Annotated in this window: 13 protein-coding genes; 5 read left to right on the plus strand and 8 right to left on the minus strand. The window is 66.3% G+C overall.

Annotation, left to right across the window (positions count from 1 at the left end; genetic code table 11):
• Positions 1-125 precede the first annotated feature (125 nt).
• Together KKR91_RS09585 and KKR91_RS09590 are read right to left on the minus strand one after the other, a co-directional pair.
• Positions 126-2117, minus strand: coding sequence for an MFS transporter (locus KKR91_RS09585; protein WP_210229017.1), 1992 nt, complete (start codon positions 2115-2117; stop codon positions 126-128).
• Between the two features lie 27 nt (positions 2118-2144).
• Positions 2145-2555 carry an Hsp20/alpha crystallin family protein gene (locus KKR91_RS09590; RefSeq protein ID WP_210229019.1) on the minus strand — a complete coding sequence of 137 codons (411 nt, stop codon included), beginning with the start codon at positions 2553-2555 and terminating at the stop codon, positions 2145-2147.
• 362 nt (positions 2556-2917) lie between these two features.
• Here KKR91_RS09590 and gad point away from each other — a divergent pair, with 362 nt between their 5' ends.
• The 3 genes from gad to glsA are packed head-to-tail and all read left to right on the plus strand — an operon-like array spanning position 2918 to position 6988.
• Positions 2918-4297 carry a glutamate decarboxylase gene (gad, locus tag KKR91_RS09595; protein WP_210229021.1) on the plus strand — a complete coding sequence of 460 codons (1380 nt, stop codon included), beginning with the start codon at positions 2918-2920 and terminating at the stop codon, positions 4295-4297.
• A gap of 19 nt (positions 4298-4316) precedes the next feature.
• Positions 4317-6041 (plus strand): glutamine/gamma-aminobutyrate antiporter GadC, encoded by a 1725-nt coding sequence (gene gadC, locus KKR91_RS09600; protein ID WP_210229023.1) that lies wholly within the window; start codon positions 4317-4319, stop codon positions 6039-6041.
• Positions 6038-6988: a glutaminase A gene (gene glsA / locus KKR91_RS09605; RefSeq protein WP_210229025.1), complete on the plus strand. Its 951-nt coding sequence runs from the start codon at positions 6038-6040 to the stop codon at positions 6986-6988. The genes gadC and glsA overlap by 4 nt, the downstream gene beginning before the upstream one ends.
• A gap of 11 nt (positions 6989-6999) precedes the next feature.
• On the opposite strand, the gene KKR91_RS09610 is transcribed toward glsA, so the two are convergent.
• The 3 genes from KKR91_RS09610 to KKR91_RS09620 are packed head-to-tail and all read right to left on the minus strand — an operon-like array spanning position 7000 to position 10590.
• On the minus strand, positions 7000-7764 hold the full coding sequence (locus KKR91_RS09610) for an IclR family transcriptional regulator domain-containing protein (RefSeq protein ID WP_210229027.1): 765 nt from the start codon (positions 7762-7764) through the stop codon (positions 7000-7002).
• A gap of 2 nt (positions 7765-7766) precedes the next feature.
• The gene (locus tag KKR91_RS09615; protein WP_210229030.1) at positions 7767-9674 is read right to left on the minus strand and encodes a bifunctional sugar phosphate isomerase/epimerase/4-hydroxyphenylpyruvate dioxygenase family protein; all 1908 of its coding nucleotides are present in this window, start codon (positions 9672-9674) and stop codon (positions 7767-7769) included.
• Between the two features lie 13 nt (positions 9675-9687).
• Positions 9688-10590, minus strand: coding sequence for a shikimate dehydrogenase (locus KKR91_RS09620; RefSeq protein WP_210229031.1), 903 nt, complete (start codon positions 10588-10590; stop codon positions 9688-9690).
• 226 nt (positions 10591-10816) lie between these two features.
• Between KKR91_RS09620 and KKR91_RS09625 the strand changes: the two genes are divergently transcribed.
• The gene (locus tag KKR91_RS09625) at positions 10817-12124 is read left to right on the plus strand and encodes an MFS transporter (protein ID WP_210229034.1); all 1308 of its coding nucleotides are present in this window, start codon (positions 10817-10819) and stop codon (positions 12122-12124) included.
• On the opposite strand, the gene KKR91_RS09630 is transcribed toward KKR91_RS09625, so the two are convergent.
• Both KKR91_RS09630 and KKR91_RS09635 read right to left on the minus strand, forming a co-directional pair.
• Positions 12121-12885, minus strand: coding sequence for an SDR family NAD(P)-dependent oxidoreductase (locus KKR91_RS09630; protein WP_210229036.1), 765 nt, complete (start codon positions 12883-12885; stop codon positions 12121-12123). The two genes, KKR91_RS09625 and KKR91_RS09630, sit on opposite strands and share 4 nt — an antisense overlap.
• Positions 12886-14547 carry an ABC1 kinase family protein gene (locus KKR91_RS09635; protein WP_210229038.1) on the minus strand — a complete coding sequence of 554 codons (1662 nt, stop codon included), beginning with the start codon at positions 14545-14547 and terminating at the stop codon, positions 12886-12888.
• 165 nt (positions 14548-14712) lie between these two features.
• On the opposite strand from KKR91_RS09635, the gene KKR91_RS09640 reads away from it, so the two are divergent.
• Positions 14713-17067: a beta-glucosidase family protein gene (locus KKR91_RS09640; protein ID WP_210229040.1), complete on the plus strand. Its 2355-nt coding sequence runs from the start codon at positions 14713-14715 to the stop codon at positions 17065-17067.
• A gap of 53 nt (positions 17068-17120) precedes the next feature.
• Here KKR91_RS09640 and KKR91_RS09645 read toward each other — a convergent pair whose 3' ends face one another.
• Positions 17121-18170 carry an SDR family NAD(P)-dependent oxidoreductase gene (locus KKR91_RS09645; protein WP_237686340.1) on the minus strand — a complete coding sequence of 350 codons (1050 nt, stop codon included), beginning with the start codon at positions 18168-18170 and terminating at the stop codon, positions 17121-17123.
• Positions 18171-18276: the final 106 nt, after the last annotated feature.

Genomic DNA, 18276 nt, shown 5'->3' on the forward strand with positions numbered 1-18276 from the left:
CTCCGGTGCTCCAGGGCACCGCACCCGCTTTACGCCAGATTGATCCTATGCGCTCAACCGATCCGGGACCAAAGACAGGGATGTGCCCTTGGTCTCCCCGGAACGGCCGGGGCGACATTGTGGCCTTAGATCCGCAGCCCGGTGGTGGGGCTTTCATTGCCGAGTTCGACGTCGATCACGGTGCCCGGTGCCGGCAGCAGCACGCGCCGGGTGTGGGTAGTGATGCCGTCGGGCTCCACCACTGTCAGTACGTAGGTCCCCGGGCGGGGCAGTTCCAGTTCGTAGTTCCCGCGGCGGTCGGCCCGGACGGCCGCGGTGTTCCGGTTCTCCGGCCCGACCAGGCTCACCAGCGCCCCGCCGACCGGGCGCCGGTTGTGGCGCACCTGCCCCGTCAAGACCAGCCGCTCGGAAAAGCTGATGTCATGCCTGGCGACTTCAGCCCCGCCGGGAACCGTCAGGATGCCCGAGACGGGCCGCCACTGCCGCTGCGTCGCCACCAGCAGATAGCGCCCGCTCCCCGGCAGAACGACGGCGTATCGGCCGTCGTCGCCCGCCCGGTCCCAGTCCACCGGCTCGCCGTCCTCATCCAGCGCGGTGACGATGCCGCCGGGAACCGCAGTGCGGCCGTCTGCGGCAAGCAGGGCACCGGCCACCATGACCTCCTGCTTGGATCCGGCCTGTGGCGGCTGGTGCCTGCCCGGGGCTGCATGCAACTGCGGGTGGGTGGACTCCCGGCGGGTGGAGCGGGGAATCAGGCAGGCAATGCCGGTGGCTGCGAGCGCCGCGAAACCGGCGAGGGCGAAGATCAGGCGGAAGGCATCCAGTGCCGGGAAGACCCTCTCCCCCGCCACCATGGTGATGGAGGCGAGAATGGTGGCTGCTGCAGCGCTGCAGGTGGAAGTCCCGACCGACCGGAGCAGGGTGTTCACGCCGTTGGCGGCAGCGGTGTCCGTAAGTGGAACGTTACTCATGATGATGGTCGGCATGGCCGCCATGGCAATGGCCGTTCCCACCGAGACAATCACCGCTCCGATAATGATCCCCGTGGCAGTGTGCACCAGCACCATCCGGCACAGATAACCGGCCGCCATGATGGCGCACCCTGCCACCAGGGTGGTCTTCGCACCAAAGGTGTTGGTGACGCGCGCGGACAGCGGTGCCGCAGCCACCATCGCCAGCCCCGAGGGGATCATGGTCAGCCCCGCCACCAGCACGCTGAACCCGAAGCCGTACCCGGTTTCCGGGGACAGCTGTAGCTGCTGCGTGGTGATCAGCATGTTCGCGTACATGGAAAAGCCCACCAGGACCGCTGCCACGTTGGTCAACAGGACCGGCCGGCGGGCGGAGGTCCGCAGGTCCACCAGGGGCTGACCCTTGCGCAGCTCCAGGGGAAACCACAATCCCAGCAGCACGGCGGTGGCTGCGAGCAAACCCAGAACCTGGTCGCTGGTCCATCCCCAGACGCCGCCCTTGGTGATCGCCAGCAGCAGGGCGGTCATGGCTCCGGACAGCAGGAACGCTCCCTGGTAATCAAAGCGCCCCGGACTCCGCACCCGGGATTCAGGCACAAACACCACCACGGCTACGATCAGCAACGCCGCGATCACGCCGACAACCCAGAACGTTGCCCGCCAGCCAAGCCGCTCATAGATGAGCCCCGCCAGCGGAAGGCCCAACGCGCTGCCGATCCCGAAGCTCGCACTCATCAATGACACGGCAGCGGCGATTTTGCGCTGCGGCAGGGCATCGCGCAGGATGCTGATCCCCACCGGAATCACCGCTCCACCGAAACCCTGCAGCCCGCGCCCGACCAGCGCCCAAGCGAAGGTCCCACCGACGGCAGCGGTTAATGACCCGGCCACCATCATCGCCATAGCCAGCAGCAGCATCCGCCGCTTGCCGTACATGTCCGCGAGCCGGGAGACGATCGGCGTGGCCACGGCGGCGGTCAGCAGCGTGATGGTGACCATCCAGGAGACGTCGTCGCTGGAGAGGCCAAAAATCCGGGGATACTCCGGCAGCAGCGGAACCACCGCCGTCTTTTCCAGGGAGACGACGACGCCGCCGCAGGCCAGGGTGGTTATGACCACCCAGTCCGGATACTTTCGGCCGGTCACCGGGTTAACCCGATCTCCCCCGCCGTGCTAACCCCGGGAGATGGGCACCTTGGTGGTGGAGGTACCGACGTCCGGCACCGGAATCCTCACTTCCAGGACGCCGTCGTTATAGGAAGCCGAGACGCTATCCTGGCTGCAGCCGGCGGGCAGCGGAATATCGCGGGTGAAGGAGCCATAGTGGAACTCCGAGCGGTAGCCGTTTTTGCTCTTGTGTTCCGTCTGCTCCCGGCGCTCACCGCGGATGTGCAGAACGCCCTCGCTCACCGTCACGTCCAGGTCCTTGTCCGGGTCGATGTTGGGCAGCTCGGCCTTCACCACCATGGTGGTGCCGTCCCGGTATTCCTCCACGGGGAACGCCGGAACCTCCCAGTCGCCTTCGAAGAATTTGCGGACCGGTTCGGGCAGTTCAAACCGGTCACGCCGTGCAAGTCCAGCCATGGGTTTCTCCTCACAGGTGTGCCCCGCTGGGGTAACCGGCGCCACTGCGTTGCCGGGCCAGGGGCGATGGATGGTGGTTCATCGGTTGCGGTTCAAACAGTACGCGGGCCTTTCAGGAGCCTCAACGGTCCGGGCGGCTCCTCCGGCGGAGAGGGCCGAACCGGACCCCCACTGGCCGAAAGTCTGGTCGCGAACGGTCCCCGGGGCGCCCGAACCTAGCCACCCCTTTGGGCCGCGCGTAACGTTTCAGGGGCACGCGCAGCCTTACCCCCTGAGGTCACAACCTGCTTCGGAAAGCCACAGCAGCCGCTCACTACGGCCGGGTTTTCCGATTCCGAGACTGCCATGAAAGGTCAAGGACCATGCCTGAACGCGACAGAAGTTCATTGAGCGTAAACCCGTTGTTTTCCCGTCCCGGCGAGGACTCGGTTGCCCTGAAGACCAGGCTCGCCGACGGACAGATGCTGCCCGAAACGGCGTATCAGATAGTGCACGACGAAACCATGCTGGACGGGAATGCGCGCCTGAACCTGGCGACGTTCGTCAGCACCTGGATGGACGAGCACGCCAACAAGCTGTACGCCGAGACGTACGACAAGAACATGATCGACAAGGACGAGTACCCGCAGACCGCCCGGATCGAGCAGAACTGCGCAACGATCCTCGCCGACTTGTGGCATGCACCGGATCCGGACGGCACCATCGGGACGTCAACCGTCGGCTCTTCCGAGGCCTGCATGCTGGGCGGGCTGGCCCTGAAGCGGCTATGGCAAAACGCGCGCAAGGCGAAGGGCCAACCCACCGACAAGCCGAATCTGGTCATGAGTTCGGCTGTGCAGGTCTGCTGGGAGAAGTTCTGCAACTATTTCGACGTCGAGGCCCGGCTGGTTCCCATCAGCGAGGAGCATAAGTGCCTGGACGGCTTCGAGCTGGAGAAATACGTCGACGAGAACACCATCGGCGTCGTCGCCATCATGGGCGTCACCTACACCGGCATGTACGAACCGGTGAAGCAGATCGCGGCCAAGCTGGACGAGATCCAGGCCTCCACCGGACTGGACATCAACATCCATGTGGACGCGGCCTCGGGCGGGATGATCGCGCCGTTCATCCAGCCGGAGCTGGAATGGGACTTCCAGATAAGCCGGGTGCATTCCATCAGCACCTCGGGTCACAAGTATGGGCTGGTGTATCCCGGCCTCGGCTGGGTGATCTGGCGGGAACGGCAGTGGCTTCCGGAAGACCTGATCTTCTATGTGAGTTATCTGGGCGGGGACATGCCCACGTTCGCGCTGAACTTCTCCCGGCCCGGGGCACAGGTCGTCCTGCAGTTCTACTTGTTCCTCCGTCTGGGACGTGAAGGCTACGCCAAGGTCCAGCAGGCCTGCCAGGACGTGGCACGGTATCTATCCGCCGGCATTGCAGAGCTGGGTGCCTTTGAGTTGTGGAACGACGGCTCGGATATCCCGGTGTTCGCGTGGCGGCTCAAGGAAGGCCACACCGACAAATGGACCCTCTACGACCTGGCGGACCGGCTGCGGACCAAGGGCTGGCTCGTCCCGGCGTATCCAATGCCTTCCAACCTGGAGAACCTGACTGTGGAGCGCATCGTGGTCCGCAACGGTCTCAGCATGGACCTGGCCGACAGCCTCCTGCAGGACATCCGGACCGAAACCGAGTTCCTCGACCGGCTTGAGTCGCCGATGCCCCAGGAAGCCGAACAGCCGGGCTTCCACCACTAGACCCAGGAGCTGAGCCCCTATGACTGATTCCACTTCATCGAGTGACTCCACGGCGTCGACCGGCTCATCCGTCCCATCGGGCGACCAGGCGAAAGCCAAGGCCAAGCAGACAGCCAAAATCACCATCGGCGCCCTGGCCGTCATGAACATCGTGGCCGTGGTCAGCCTCCGCGGCCTGCCCGCCGAGGCGGAGTACGGGTTGAGTTCGATCTTCTACTACGTGCTTGCTGCTGTGGTCTTCCTTATTCCGGTGTCCCTCGTCGCCGCCGAACTGGCCACGGGCTGGCCGGAACAGGGCGGCGTGTTCCGCTGGGTGGGTGAAGCGTTCGGCCCGCGCTGGGCCTTCGTCGCCATGTTCATGCTGTTCATCGAGGTCAGTATCTGGTTCCCCACCGTCCTGACGTTTGGAGCCGTGTCACTGGCCTACACCGGGACCGACCAAAACCTTGATGCGCAGCTCTCGGGAAACAAGGCCTTTGTCCTGGCGGTGGTGCTGGTGGTCTACTGGCTGGCTACCTTCATCGCCTTCCGGGGCGCCTCCGCGTTCTCGAAGGTGGCCCAGTGGGGCGGCATCGTCGGCACCATCATTCCGGCCGCCGTCCTGATCGTGCTGGGATTCTCCTACTACTTCGCAGGAAACACCCCGCAGATCGAGATGGGCTGGGGTGAACTGGTTCCGGACTTCTCCAACTTCTCCAATGTGGTGCTGGCGGCGAGTATTTTCCTCTTTTACGCCGGCATGGAAATGAACGCCATCCACGTCAAGGAAGTGAAGAACCCGACCCGTGACTATCCGCTCGCCGTGCTGATCGCTGCACTGGGGACCGTGGTCATCTTCGTGCTGGGCACCTTGGCCATTGCGTTCGTGGTGCCGCAGGCGGACATCAACCTCACCCAATCCCTGCTGACCTCCTACAACGACATGTTCGAGTGGGCCGGCATCGGCTGGGCCGGGCCCATCATTGCGGCCATGCTGTTGATCGGCGTCCTCGCCGGGGTGGTGACCTGGGTGGCCGGTCCGTCCAGCGGCCTGCTCGCAGTGGCGAAGGCCGGCTATCTGCCCCGGTTCTGGCAGCGCACCAACAAGCACGGCATGGGCGTCCACATCATGCTTTTCCAGGCATTTGTGGTCACGGCCCTGGGGCTGGTCTACGTGGTGCTGCCTTCAGTGCAGGCCGCGTACCAGATCCTGAGCCAGCTCACCGTGATCCTGTACCTGATCATGTACCTGCTGATGTTCGGGGCCGCCATGTACCTGCGGTACACCCAGCCCAACCGGCCCCGGCCCTACCGGGTGCCCGGCGGCGAAGCAGGCATGTGGGTGGTGGGCGGCATCGGTTTCCTGGGCTCGCTGATGGCCTTTATCTTCAGCTTCATCCCGCCGGACCAGATTTCCGTCGGATCCCCCGCGCTCTATGTGGGCATCCTGGCGGGCGGGGCGGCGTTCTTCTTCATCCTTCCCCTGGTGATCTACGCACTGCGCAAACCGCACTGGCGGGATCCGGCCAACAGTTTCGCACCCTTTACCTGGGAGCTGGAGCACCGCCATCCGGGGGTGCAGACACAGTCCTCGGTTCCAACCGCGGTGCTGACTGACCGGGCGCTCGGCGCTGCCGGAAGCTCCGCGGGGCAACCGGGCACGGCAGCCGGTGACGCACCTGCTGCAGGACAACCCGGAGAAGCCGGCAAACCGCCGCTTCGGCCCCGTCCGGGACCGGCCATGGGAGGAAGTGCAGCACCGTGATCCCCGACAAAGCGGCCATCAGGCAGGCTGTCCAGGCAGCCCACGCCGACCATGCCAACGACACCGGCGGCGCCAACGCCAGTTACATCCCCTATCTGGCGTCGGTGGATCCGGCCTTGTTCGGCGTATGCGTGGTGACGGCAGACGGCGAGGTGTTCGAAGCCGGTGATGCCCGGTTCGAATTTGCGCTCGAATCCATCTCCAAGGTGTTCTCCATGGCCCTGGCCATGCAGGACGTTGGCCTGCCGGAGTTCCACGACAAGGTGGGGGCCGATCCCACCGGTGAGCCGTTCAACTCCGTCATTGCGTTGGCACTGCACGGGGACAAACCGCTGTCCCCGCTGGTAAACGCCGGTGCCATGTCCACGGTCTCACTGATACCGGCGGCCTCCCCGGAGGAACGGTGGGCAAAGATCCTCAATATGCAGAGCGCCTTTGCCGGCCGCCGGATCAGCCTGAGTGACGATGTGAACAACTCGGAGCAGTCCACCAACTTCCACAACCGGGCGATCGCGTGGCTGTTGTATTCGGGCGGCACCATGTATTCGGATCCAATGGAGGCGTGCGAGGTGTACACCCGCCAGTGTTCCACCCTGGTCACCACCGCTGACCTGGCCACCATGGGGGCTACCGTGGCTGCACGCGGCCGGAACCCGGTGAGCGGCGAACAGGTCTTTGACCCGTCACTGGTCCCGCCGATCCTGGCGGAAATGACGATGGAAGGCCTGTACACCGCTTCCGGGGACTGGGCCTACAAAGTGGGTCTGCCGGGCAAGAGCGGCGTGGGCGGGGGGATCCTGGCCATCATGCCGGGCACCTTGGCCATCGCCGCGTTCTCACCGCCGCTGGATCCGGCGGGCAACAGCGTCAAGGCGCAGAAGGCGGTAGCCCAAGTGGCTTCGGCGCTGAACCTGAACATCTACAACGCGACGGACTTCGCCCAGTAGGTGCTGCCCGTTCAGCGGATGTTGAGATCGGCGGTGATGCGCTGCGCCGCCGATCTCAGCAGGGGCACCACGGTTTCCTCCAGCGACTCATCCGGATCGCGGTGCATCTGCAGGGACACATTGGCCGCTGCGACCACTGACCCGTAGCGGGACACCGGCACCGCCACCCCGCGCAGCCCGCCCTCGAGTTCGTCACTGACCCTGGCCCAGCCGCGGCTGCCGGCCAGCTCCACTTCCGCACGGAGCTCGTCCAGGGTCGAAACGGAGTGCGGCGTGTAGGGCTTCAGTTCCACGGCGTTCAGGTGGGCCTCACGCGCTTCCGGTTCCAGGGCCGCGATCAGGACCCGGCCCATTGACGTTGCCCAGGCCGGAAAACGGGTTCCGACATTCACGGAAACGTGCACCAGCCGTGGCGGTGCCACCCGGGCGACATAGACGACATGCATACCGTCCAGGATGCACAGTGAGGTGGTCTCCCCCAGCTCGGCAGCCAGCGCCTTGAGATGGGGTTCCGCCAACGTGGGCAGGGAGAGCGTGGCCAGGAAGGCAGAGCCGATGTCCAGGGAGCGCGGCGCCAGTTCAAACAGGGAACCGCTGCTGCTGAGATAGCCCAGATCGCACAGCGTCAGCAGGAACCGCCGTGCAGCAGCGCGGCTAAGATCAGCGGCCGCTGCCACCGAGCTGACGCTGTGCCGGGGGTGTTCGGGCGTAAAGGCTCCAAGGACCGCGAAGGTCTTCTCCACGGATTTGACGTAGTACGGGTCGTCGGCCCCCACGGCTAGCGCCGTCCCGCCCTGCCGGCACTGCGGACGCTGCCGGCACTGCGCGAACGGGCGTACTGTGCGGCAAGGCGCACCGGTGCGTTGGGGGCGCCGTAGCCGTCGTAACCGCTCCGGCGCTCCACGACCTCGAAGAACACGTTTCCCACGGTGGCCGTGTAGAAATGCAGGAATTCGCCGTCGGCGTCGCGGTCATACAGCAGGTTCAGCGACCTCAGGGTCTCCAGCAGATTCCCGTCCAGCCGGAAGCGGGCCCGCAGGTCCTCATAGTAGTTGGGCGGGACCGGCAGGAATTCCAGGCCACGCTGTTGCGCCTGCCGGGCCAGCGCCACCACGTCGGTGCAGGCAAAAGCCACGTGCTGCGGATAGTCCGAACCGCCGCGGGGGCCGCCCTGCTCCAGGGCAAGCGGCGCGATGTTCAGGGCCAGCCGGACCGTGCCGTCGTCGTTGCGCATCACCTGGCTGCGCACCAGGCCCATGGGGCTCGGAACTTCCTGCGAGGCCCGGGGCGCCAGCGAAAGGGTGGATTCGTAGAACAGCACCGCCTCGTCAAAGTGCTGCCAGGGCTGGGACAGGTTGATGTGGTCAATGTGCGTGATCAGCCCGGCCGGATCCGGCCCGGAGCCGGCTGCCGTCTCCTGCGGTGCGCCAAATTCCTCCGCCCAGGCCACTATGCCGTCCGGAGTGGATTCGCAAAGGAAGATTTCAGTGGAATCGGGAGCCGAGACTGCCTGCAGAACGGCTTCGTCGGCCTGGCTGCGCCTGCTGACGGGCAGGGCCTTCAGCTGCACGGCCCGTGAGGCAGCCGCCAGCGGATCCTGGACATCCAGCCCCAGCGCGGAGATGCCCGGCATCAGCCCGCGGGCCTGCTGCTGGTTGATGATCATCCGGGCACTTCCGGCACTCCAGAGCTGCACCGGCTTGCTGCGGTGCCTGCCTTCGCACCGGAACCCGAGCTGGAACAGCAGCTCCTCGACGTCGGCGGTTTCTTCGGCCTTGACCTCGGCGAAATTGAAACCGGTCGGCTCGGCCACTGCCGGCAGCGTGGCGAGCTTCATGGGGTAGGCGTTGGCTTCGGCATCCTGTTCGGCCAGGAAAACCGAGGTGCGCTCCTCCAGCCAGATCAGCGAACGCATGGCATCCACGGCCGTGCGTTCCTCGGCGGTCTGCCGGAACACGTCATTGAAGATTTCCAGTGACACAGGCCCGTCGTAACCGCTCCGGACCAGGTGGGCCATGAAGGTGGTGAGGTCAAAGGCGCCCTCACCGGGGAACACCCGGTAGTGGCGGCTCCAGGAGAGCACGTCCATGGACAGCTCCGGTGCGTCAGCCAGCTGGACAAAGAAGATCTTTTCGGCAGGGATTTTCTCGATTCCGGCCGGATCCCAGCGGCGGGAGAGGATGTGGAAACTGTCCAGGCAGGTGCCAACGTTTGGATGATCGGCCAGGTCCACGATCCGCTGGGCGTGCTCAAAGTCGTTCACGTACCGGCCCCAGGCCAGTGCCTCGTAGGCGAGCCGGATACCGTAACGGGCGGCGAGCTCGCCCAGGCGGCGCAGCTGGGCGGCCGCGAGGACGTCGTCGTCGATGGTGGCGGTGGCGACGTTGCTGCAGACCAGCATGGTGTCGGTGCCCAGACGGTTCATCAGCTCGAATTTGGCCTCCGCCCGGTACAGATTTTCCGCCAGGAGGTCCTCGGTCACGCCTTCAAAGTCCCGGAAGGGCTGGAACAGGTCCAAGGTCAGGCCCAGCCCTGCAGCCAGATCGCGGATTTCCTCCGGGCTGGAGGGGGAAACCAGCAGGTCCTGCTCGAAAATCTCGATGCCGTCGAATCCCGCTGCTGCACACGCGTTCATCTTCTCTTCGAGTGTGCCGCTGAGGCAGACCGTGGCAATGGAGGTACGCATGATCGGTTCTCCCCTACAGTCCGCGTGCAATCAGGTCCAGGAAATGCTCCCGCATTCGCTGCGCATCGGGCCGGATGCCCGTGATCAGCTCAAAGGCATCAACGGCCTGCCCCACGGCCATATACCCGCCGTCGAGCACCGCGCAGCCCTTGGCCCGCGCACCCAGGACCAGTTCGGTCTCCAGCGGGCGGTAGACGACGTCGGCCACCCACTGATCGGGGGAGATCAAGTCCAGGTCCAGCGGCAATCCGGGATGGGAGTGCATTCCCACCGGAGTGGCGTGTACCAGCCCGTCCGCCTCGGCCAGGGCTGCCGGCAGCCCGGCCGCCGGGGCAGCGGTTACCAGGGCCTCAGGGAACAGCCGGCCCAGGGCCTCGGCGCGCTCCTGCGCCCTGGCCGGAGCCAGGTCGATCAGGGTCAGCTCCGCCGCTCCCGCCTTCAGCAGGGCGTAGGCCACGGCTGCACCGGCGCCACCCACGCCAAGCTGGACCACGCTGTCCAGCGCCGCCGACGGCAGTCCGGCCGCCAGCGCCGTGGTGAACCCGGAGAAATCGGTGTTGTGCCCCACGAACTTTCCGTCCCGGATCAGGACGGTATTCACAGCACCCAGCCGCGCGGCGTCGTCGGACACCTCGTCCAGGAACTGCAGGACCAGCTGCTTGCAGGGATGGGTGATGTTGAAGGCGTTGAAGCCCAGATCGCGGCCGCGGTGCAACAGTTCCCGCAGCTGCGCTGCCGTGTCCCCGGGACCGCCGTCGTCGCCACCCACCGGAACCAGCGTGGAGAGATCGACGGGGCGGTAGAGGTAGCGCAGGCCCAGCTGGCCAGCCTCCTGCTCATGCATGGGCGGGGTCAGCGAGGGCGTGACACCCTCGCCGATGAGGCCGACCAAATAGGATTCCGAGGGGCTGCTCACACCGATGTTCCTTCCGCTGCCGCCGGGCGCTGCCCGCCGTGTCCGTGCTTTCCTGCCGGTTTGTCATCTGGGGGGCCACGTTGCCGCACCCCACCCTTGTGAGCTACATTACTTGAACTGTACGAATTATGCACACGTGTGCGCTAAGCGCACAGTGGAGAATGGCCGCAGTTGATAGACCGCGCCAAATCACCAACAGCGCACCTGCCAACAGGAGACCCCCCCCATGACCGAGACTGTTCCGGCCGATAAGACACAGGCCAAAACACCCAAAAAGGCAGCGGCCGCCAGCTTCATGGGCAGCGCCGTCGAGTACTACGATTTCTTCATCTTCGGAACAGCTGCAGCGCTGATCTTTCCGTTTGTCTTCTTCCCTGACTCCAGTGCGCAGGCCTCCGTCATGTCGCTGGCGACGTTCGGCTTCGCCTACATTGCCCGCCCCGTGGGCGCAGTGGTGCTGGGCCACTTCGGGGACCGCGTGGGGCGCCAGAAGGTCCTGATGTTCACGCTGGTCCTCATGGGTGCCTCCACCTTCCTGATCGGCTGCCTTCCCAGCTTCGACGTCATCGGCTGGTGGGCACCTGTTCTTCTGGTGCTGTGCCGCCTGATGCAGGGCCTCTCCGCCGCAGGCGAGCAGGCCGGTGCCAGTTCCCTCACGCTCGAGCACGCACCGGAAAACCGCCGCTCCTTCTTTACCTCCTGGACCCTCACCGGCACCCAGGGTGGACAGATCCTGGCCGCCCTGGTCTTCATCCCCGTCCTGGCGCTGCCGGATGACATCAAATACGGCATCGGCTGGCGCATTCCGTTCTGGCTCAGCGCCGTCGTCGTCGTAGTCACCTACTTCATCCGCCGTTCCCTGCATGAAACGCCCACCTTCGCGGATGCCAAGGCCAACAACCAGATTTCCAAGCTCCCCGTCGGCGATTTGCTGAAGCACCACTGGCGCGACGTGCTGCGCGTGATCTGCTGCGCGTTCATCGCCGCTGTTTCCACCGTGTACGGAACGCTGGCGATCAAGTACGGAACGGAAGTCGGCAACGTCAAGGAGGACATCACCCTCTGGCTGGTGGTGGCCGGCAACGTGGTGGCCCTGGGCACACAGCCGCTGTTCGGCAGCCTGGCTGACCGGATCGGCCGCAAGCCCGTCTTCATTTACGGCGCCCTGTCCTCCGCCGCGATCATGCCGTTCTACCTGCTGTCGATGGAATCGGGAAACACGCTCCTGCAGTTCGTGCTGTCCGTGGCGGTCTTCTCCGGCGGCTACGCAGCGGCCAACGCCGTCTGGCCATCCTTCTACGCTGAAATGTTCAGCGCCAAGGTGCGGTTCTCGGGCCTGGCAATCGGCACCCAGCTGGGCTTCCTCATGGCCGGCTTTGCGCCGTCCATCGTTGCCGCACTGGGTGGCCTGGAGCCGGGCGGCTGGGTGGTCATCAGCCTCTTCACTGCGGCGATCAGCCTGATTGCGTCCGTATCGGCGCTGACGGCCAAGGAAACGTACAAGATTCCCACCGCACAGCTGGGCATGCGCTAAAGCTGGATCCCCCGGGACAGTCCGCCGTCCACCAGTATGTTGGCCCCCGTGACCCTTGAGGCACGGGGGCTGGCAACGAAGACGACGACGTCGGCCACCTCCGCCGGAGTGCCCATCCGCCCGGTCGGGTTGGCGCCCAGGGCCGATGCAAAACCCTCTGGATCCTCTTCCTGCATGATCGCAAAGAAGCTGCCCGGGAAATAGGTGTGCCCCGCGCTGACTGTATTGGCCCGGATACCCCGGGCCGCAAGCCGGTGCGCCTGGCCTGCCACGTAACCGACGACGGCTGTCTTGGCAGTGCCATAGGGACCGGCGGCGAAGTCAGCTTCGCGGCCCGCGACGCCGGAGACGGCCACTATTGATGCCGTGCGGCTTTCCATCAGGTAAGGCAGGGCGGCCTTCACCAGCCGCACTGTCCCCATCAGGTCAACCTGCAGGGCGAGGCCCCAGGTTTCATCGGTGTCATCCAGGACCATCACGGCAGCGCAGGACACCACGATGTCGATTCCGTCGAAGAGCAGTGCACAGTCACTGACCCACCGGGCCAGCTCGCCCTGATGGGTGACGTCGACGGTGGAGCCGGCAATCCGGCCTTCGGCGTTCGCCGCCACCTGCTCCTCGGTCATGTGGACCTCATACGCGGTGCGCGCACAGAATCCAACGCTGGCGCCCTCCCTGGCGAATGCCTGCACCACTGCGCGGCCAATGCCGCGGGTGCCGCCGGTAACGAGTACTTTCTTTCCGGCCAGTGACAAGTCCATTTACAGCTCCCGAATCCGTTGCCTGCGCGCTGACCACGCCAAATACCCGCCCAGCAGGCCGGTGGAAGCCAGACCTGCGGTCATCAGCGGCGCCTGCCAGGTCTTCCAGCGGTCAGTGTCTCCCAGGGTCAGTTCCCCCACCCCCCGGATGAAGGCCGCAGCGAAAATCGCCGCCACCATCCGGTTGCCCACACGTTCCAGCCGCTCGACCAGGGGCAGCAGTTCCGCGGCGCGCAGGTGCACCTCCAGTCCCTCGATGTCCAGCGTGTTCAGAAGCCGGCGGACCTGGTCCGGCAGCTCGGCTCCCAGTTCCAGGGTTTCGACTCCCGCCTGGCCCAGGCGTCGGGCGAAGTTCACCGGATTCAGCTGTGCCATGGTCATCCGCCGGGCGTAGGGCGCCAGCGTGTTGCCCATGCTGAAGTCCGGATCCAGCACCTCGCCCATGCCTTCGGTCATGATGAGCATGCGCAGCAGAAGCGCCATTTCCCGGGGAAGCTGCAGATGGTGGTTGCGGACAATGGCCAGGGCTGCATTGATGATCCGTCCCACCGGCGCCTCGCCCAGGGTCTTTCCGGAATAGAGCCGCATGAGCTGGCGCAGGTCCAGGCTCAGCCGGACCCGGTCCGGGCGCCTGGCAGTGGCACACATCCGCAGCAGGGAGGAGGCCATCCGGTCCGGGTCCCTGCGCATGATCGAGATAAACAATGCCGAAAGCTGGGCCCGGAGCTTGTCATCGACCTCCCCCACCATGCCGAAGTCGATCAGCCCGATCCGGCCTCCGGATTCCACGAAGATGTTGCCCGGATGGGGGTCGGCATGGAAAAAGCCGTCGTCAAAGACCATCTTCATTTCGGCATCCGCTGCCTTCACGGCGAGCGCCTTGCGGTCGATTCCGGCTGCATCGATGGCAGCGGTGTCGGTGACCTTCAGCCCGTAGAGGCGTTCCTGGGTCAGGACCGTTGAGGAGCTGTAGTCCCGGTAGACGGCTGGAATCTGCACTGCCGGATTCGCTTCGAAGTTCATCCTGAAGCGTTCGGTATTCGCGGCTTCCCTGGCGTAGTCCAGTTCGGAGCGCAGCGTGTCGGCAAATTCGTCCATCAGCCCCGGGAGGTCGTAGTCCCGGGCAGCTTCCCAGTGCTTGCCGGCGTACCCCGCCAGCCCCTGCAGGATGTCCAGGTCCCGGTTCACTTCCACGTCCACTCCGGGGCGGCGGATCTTCACCACCACGTCGGTGCCGTCCGGCAGGCCGGCGGAGTAGACCTGTCCAATGGAGGCACTGGCCAGCGGTGTTGTATCAAACCGCGTGAAGCGGTGCAGGGCACCGGCCCCCAGTGTCCCGGTGAGCACCGGCTCGATCTGTTCCCACGGTACTGGCTCGGCGTTGTCCTGCAGCTTCGCCAGGTCCGCCTGGTACGCAGGCGGGAGCAGGTCCTGCCGGGTGGAGAGCAGCTGGCCCAGCTTGACGAAGGTGGGCCCCAGCTCTTCCAGGGCAATCCGCAGGTACTCGGGGCGGCTGGCGGGCCCGTCCGGACGGTCTCCGGGCCGTGGTCTGCGGCCGAACGGCAACCGCTCCTCCAGGCCCGAGGCAGCCACCAGGTAACCGAGTCCGTTGCGGTAGAGGATCTCGGCAATCTGCCGGTAGCGGTCGAGGTGGGTCTTCACGCTGAGCTCCCCTTTCCCGGCGACGGCTCGCATTTGAACCCTATCGGTCCCGGCTGACGTTGGAACAGGGCCCGCTGCCTTCTCGCAGTTCAGGCCGGCGCCTTAGACTCGGGGCGGGCAAGGGAGCCGTGGATACGGGTCCAAGCCAGAGGGGAAGCCGCACACATGGAGATCCCACCGTTTCCGGACCTGCCCCGGGAGGAGAACCTGCCCCGGGAGGAAAAACTCGCCCTGCTGTCCGGGGCCGACATGTGGCGGACAGCCGCTGTTCCCGGCCGCGGGATCCGGTCACTGGTGCTCGCTGACGGCCCGCACGGACTTCGCCGGCCCGACGAAGAGAGCCAGGCCGCGCCGGGCGAGTCGGCGCCGGCCACCTGTTTTCCTGCCGAATGTGCCACGGCGTGCTCCTGGGACCGCAGCCTGCTCGCTGAACTGGGCACCGCCGTCGCGCACGAAGCCCGCGCCCAGGGCGTGGATGTCCTGCTCGGACCGGGGCTGAACATTAAGCGCACTCCCCTGTGCGGCCGCAACTTCGAGTACTTTTCCGAGGATCCGATGCTGGCCGGGGAGCTCGGGGCCGCCTGGACCGCAGCGGTGCAGGCCGCCGGCGTGGGGGCCTGCCCGAAGCACTTCGCCGCCAACAACCAGGAGGCGGACCGGATGCGGGTGGATGCTGTCGTTGACCTGCGCACCCTCCACGAGATCTACCTGCAGGCGTTTGAGATTGTGGTGCGCAAGGCGCAGCCCTGGACCGTGATGGCTGCCTACAACTCAGTGAACGGCCTGCACGCCACGGAGAATCCGTGGCTGTTGGACACCGTGCTGCGCGGGACGTGGGGCTATGACGGCGTGGTGGTCTCGGACTGGGGTGCGGTCACGGACCGCGCAGCTGCGCTCGCCGCCGGCCTGGACCTGGAAATGCCCTTCAGCAATGGACTGGGCGCACGCGAACTCGGTGCGGGGCTGGAGGCCGGCACCCTCACCGAAGAGCAGGTGGATACCTCCGTGAACCGGATCCTCGACCTGGTCCACCGAGCTGACAATGGATCCCGCAGCACTGGCCGGGGAACAGGACCGGATGCCGTGGACCTGGCCGCCCATCACGAACTGGCCCGCCGCGCAGCTGCCGCGTCGATGGTCCTGCTCAAGAACGACGGCGGGATCCTCCCCCTGGACGCCGGCGGCAGCATCGCCCTGGTCGGGGAGCTGGCGCGCCGCCCCCGGTACCAGGGCAGCGGGTCCTCACAGGTGAATCCGGTCCGGCTGGTCAGCGCGCTGACGGCGCTCCAGGATGCCGCAGCGGAGTTGGTCTTTGAACCGGGGTATGTCCTGGGCGCCGATTCGCCCTGCAACCCGGATGATCTGCTGGAGACAGCCGCTGCAGCCGCAGCAGCCGCCGATACCGCCGTCGTCTTCCTTGGCCTGCCCGAAGAGGCCGAGTCCGAAGGCCGGGACCGGACCACGCTGGACCTGCCCGCTGCCCAGCTGGCGCTGCTCGCCGCCGTCCTGGACGCCAACCCGCGGACTGTCGTCGTGCTCTGCAACGGCGGCGTGGTGGAGACCGGGTGGGCGGAGGCCGTCCCTGCGGTGCTGGAAGCCTGGCTGCCGGGCCAGGCCGGCGGCAGCGCCGTCGCCGATGTCCTGTTCGGGCTTGCCGATCCCGGTGGCCGCCTGGCCGAAACGATGGTTCACCGGCTGCAGGACACTCCCGCCTTCGGAAACTACCCCGGCGAGGGTGGCACCGTCCGCTACGGCGAGGGGTTGTTGGTGGGATACCGCTGGTACGACACCCGCGGCCTGGACGTTGCCTTTCCCTTCGGCCACGGACTTTCCTACACCACCTTTGCGTACAGGGACCTGGAGGTCCGGAGCGCCGGGACGGGGTCCGGGCAGGTGGTGCGGGTGGGGCTGACAGTCACCAACACCGGACGCCGTACCGGCACCGAAGTGGTACAGCTGTACACGGGCGCCCCGGAGGACGACGGCGGCCAGCAGCGTCCGCTGCGGCCGTTGCGGGAACTGCGCGGATTCGAAAAGCTGGCCCTGGCGCCCGGAGAAAGCCGGCGGGTGGAGTTCGAGCTGGATGTCCGGGCCCTGTCCCGTTTTGATCCGCAGTCGAACGCGTGGGTGGCCGATGCCGGCGAATACCGGGTGGAAGTCGGAGCCTCTTCACGGGACATCAGGCTGGCCTCGGCCGCGGTCCTGGACGGCACGGTTCCCGCCCGGGCGCTGACTACCTCGTCCACCATCCAGGAGTGGCTGGAGAATCCGGAGGCTGCCGGTGCCTTGGTCGCTGCACTGAGCGGTGCGGGCGGTACGGGAACGGGCGGTACGGGCGAGGCAGGTGCGGCTGACCCGGCCGACGACGGCGGTACCGGAGGCGGACTCGGCGGCGCCTTGGCCCTCATCGGGAACCTCCCGTTGAACCGTCTCGCCCGGTTTCCCGGAACACCGGTGACCGAGGAGGTGCTGGAGACGCTGGAGGCAGGCCTCAGGCGATCCGGCGGTCCCTCAGCCTGACCCCTGGATCCTGTCTGGCCCTGAACTCCGCCTGACCCTGGATCCTGACGAGGCTAGGCGAGGCCCCAGCCGTCATCGGCCGGCAGGATGGCGCCCGTGACGTTGGCGGCGTCGTCGCTCAGCAGGTAGGTCATCGGCGAGGCGATCTGCGCTGCCTCTGTCTCGGGCGATGTCAGCGGCCCGGACGGCAGCGGGCCGGCGCCGCCCAGGGAGCCGTAGTTCGATTCCAGGGCAGACTTGGTGGGCCGCGGGATCACGGCGTTGACCCGGATCCCCCGCGGGGAGTAGATATACGCGGCGCTTCGGGTCAAGCCGATCACCGCATGCTTGGAGGCGGTGTAGGCAGAGCCGGCGATGGACCCCCGCAGGCCGGCCTGCGAGGAGACGTTGACAATTGATCCCACCCCCCGCGAGAGCATGATCGGGATCAGCGCCCGCGAGATCCGAAACGGGCCGTCCACGTTAATGCGGAAGACGCTCTCCCAGAGCTCGTCCTCCACTTCGTGCAGGGCCACCATGTTGTCCGCTACCCCGGCTACAACGGCGAGGGCGTCGACCCGACCGCGAACCCGTACGGCGATCTTGTTGACGTCGTCCTGGTTGGAGATGTCCCCCACGACGCCGGTGATATCCAGGTCCTGGTTCTTCTCCAGCAGGGCCTCCATCCGCAGAGTGCTGAGATCGATGGCGAGCACATGGCCACCCTCCCGGGCCACACGGACTGCCGTGGCCCGGCCGATCCCTGAGGTGGCTCCGGTGACGACCACCGTCTTGCCCCGGAACCGGCCCTCGATCAGTGGTTCTTCCCAATCATCCGGAGCAGGCGGCGGGGCGGAGGCGAAGAGGTGCCCCGTCGTGGTGTCCCCCGGGGTCCGGTCCGTCATCCGGTTGGCTGCCTCGACGAGGAGCTGGAGGTAGTCAGTGGTCACCCGCCCGTTGCTGAGGGTGATCAGCGAAGACAGCGGCAGTTCCCGGATGGCGTAAAGGGCACGCGCGTCGGGACTGCGGCGGGCGAGCATGTCGATCAGGACGGTGCGGCCGGCGGGGTTCTCCAGCCAGTCTCCGATCAGCGATTCCGTGCTGAGATGCTGGCGATTCGGCATGCAGGCTCCGTTCCTCCGCTTGCCTCGAGTATCCCACGGCCGCCTGCCCCCTGCCTGCCCCGAAAGCGTGCTGCCGACTCCGCCCAGCCGAAAAATCCAGCTGCGG

Origin of the sequence: Arthrobacter jiangjiafuii (genome assembly GCF_018622995.1) — a bacterium.
Taxonomy (GTDB): domain Bacteria; phylum Actinomycetota; class Actinomycetes; order Actinomycetales; family Micrococcaceae; genus Arthrobacter_B; species Arthrobacter_B jiangjiafuii.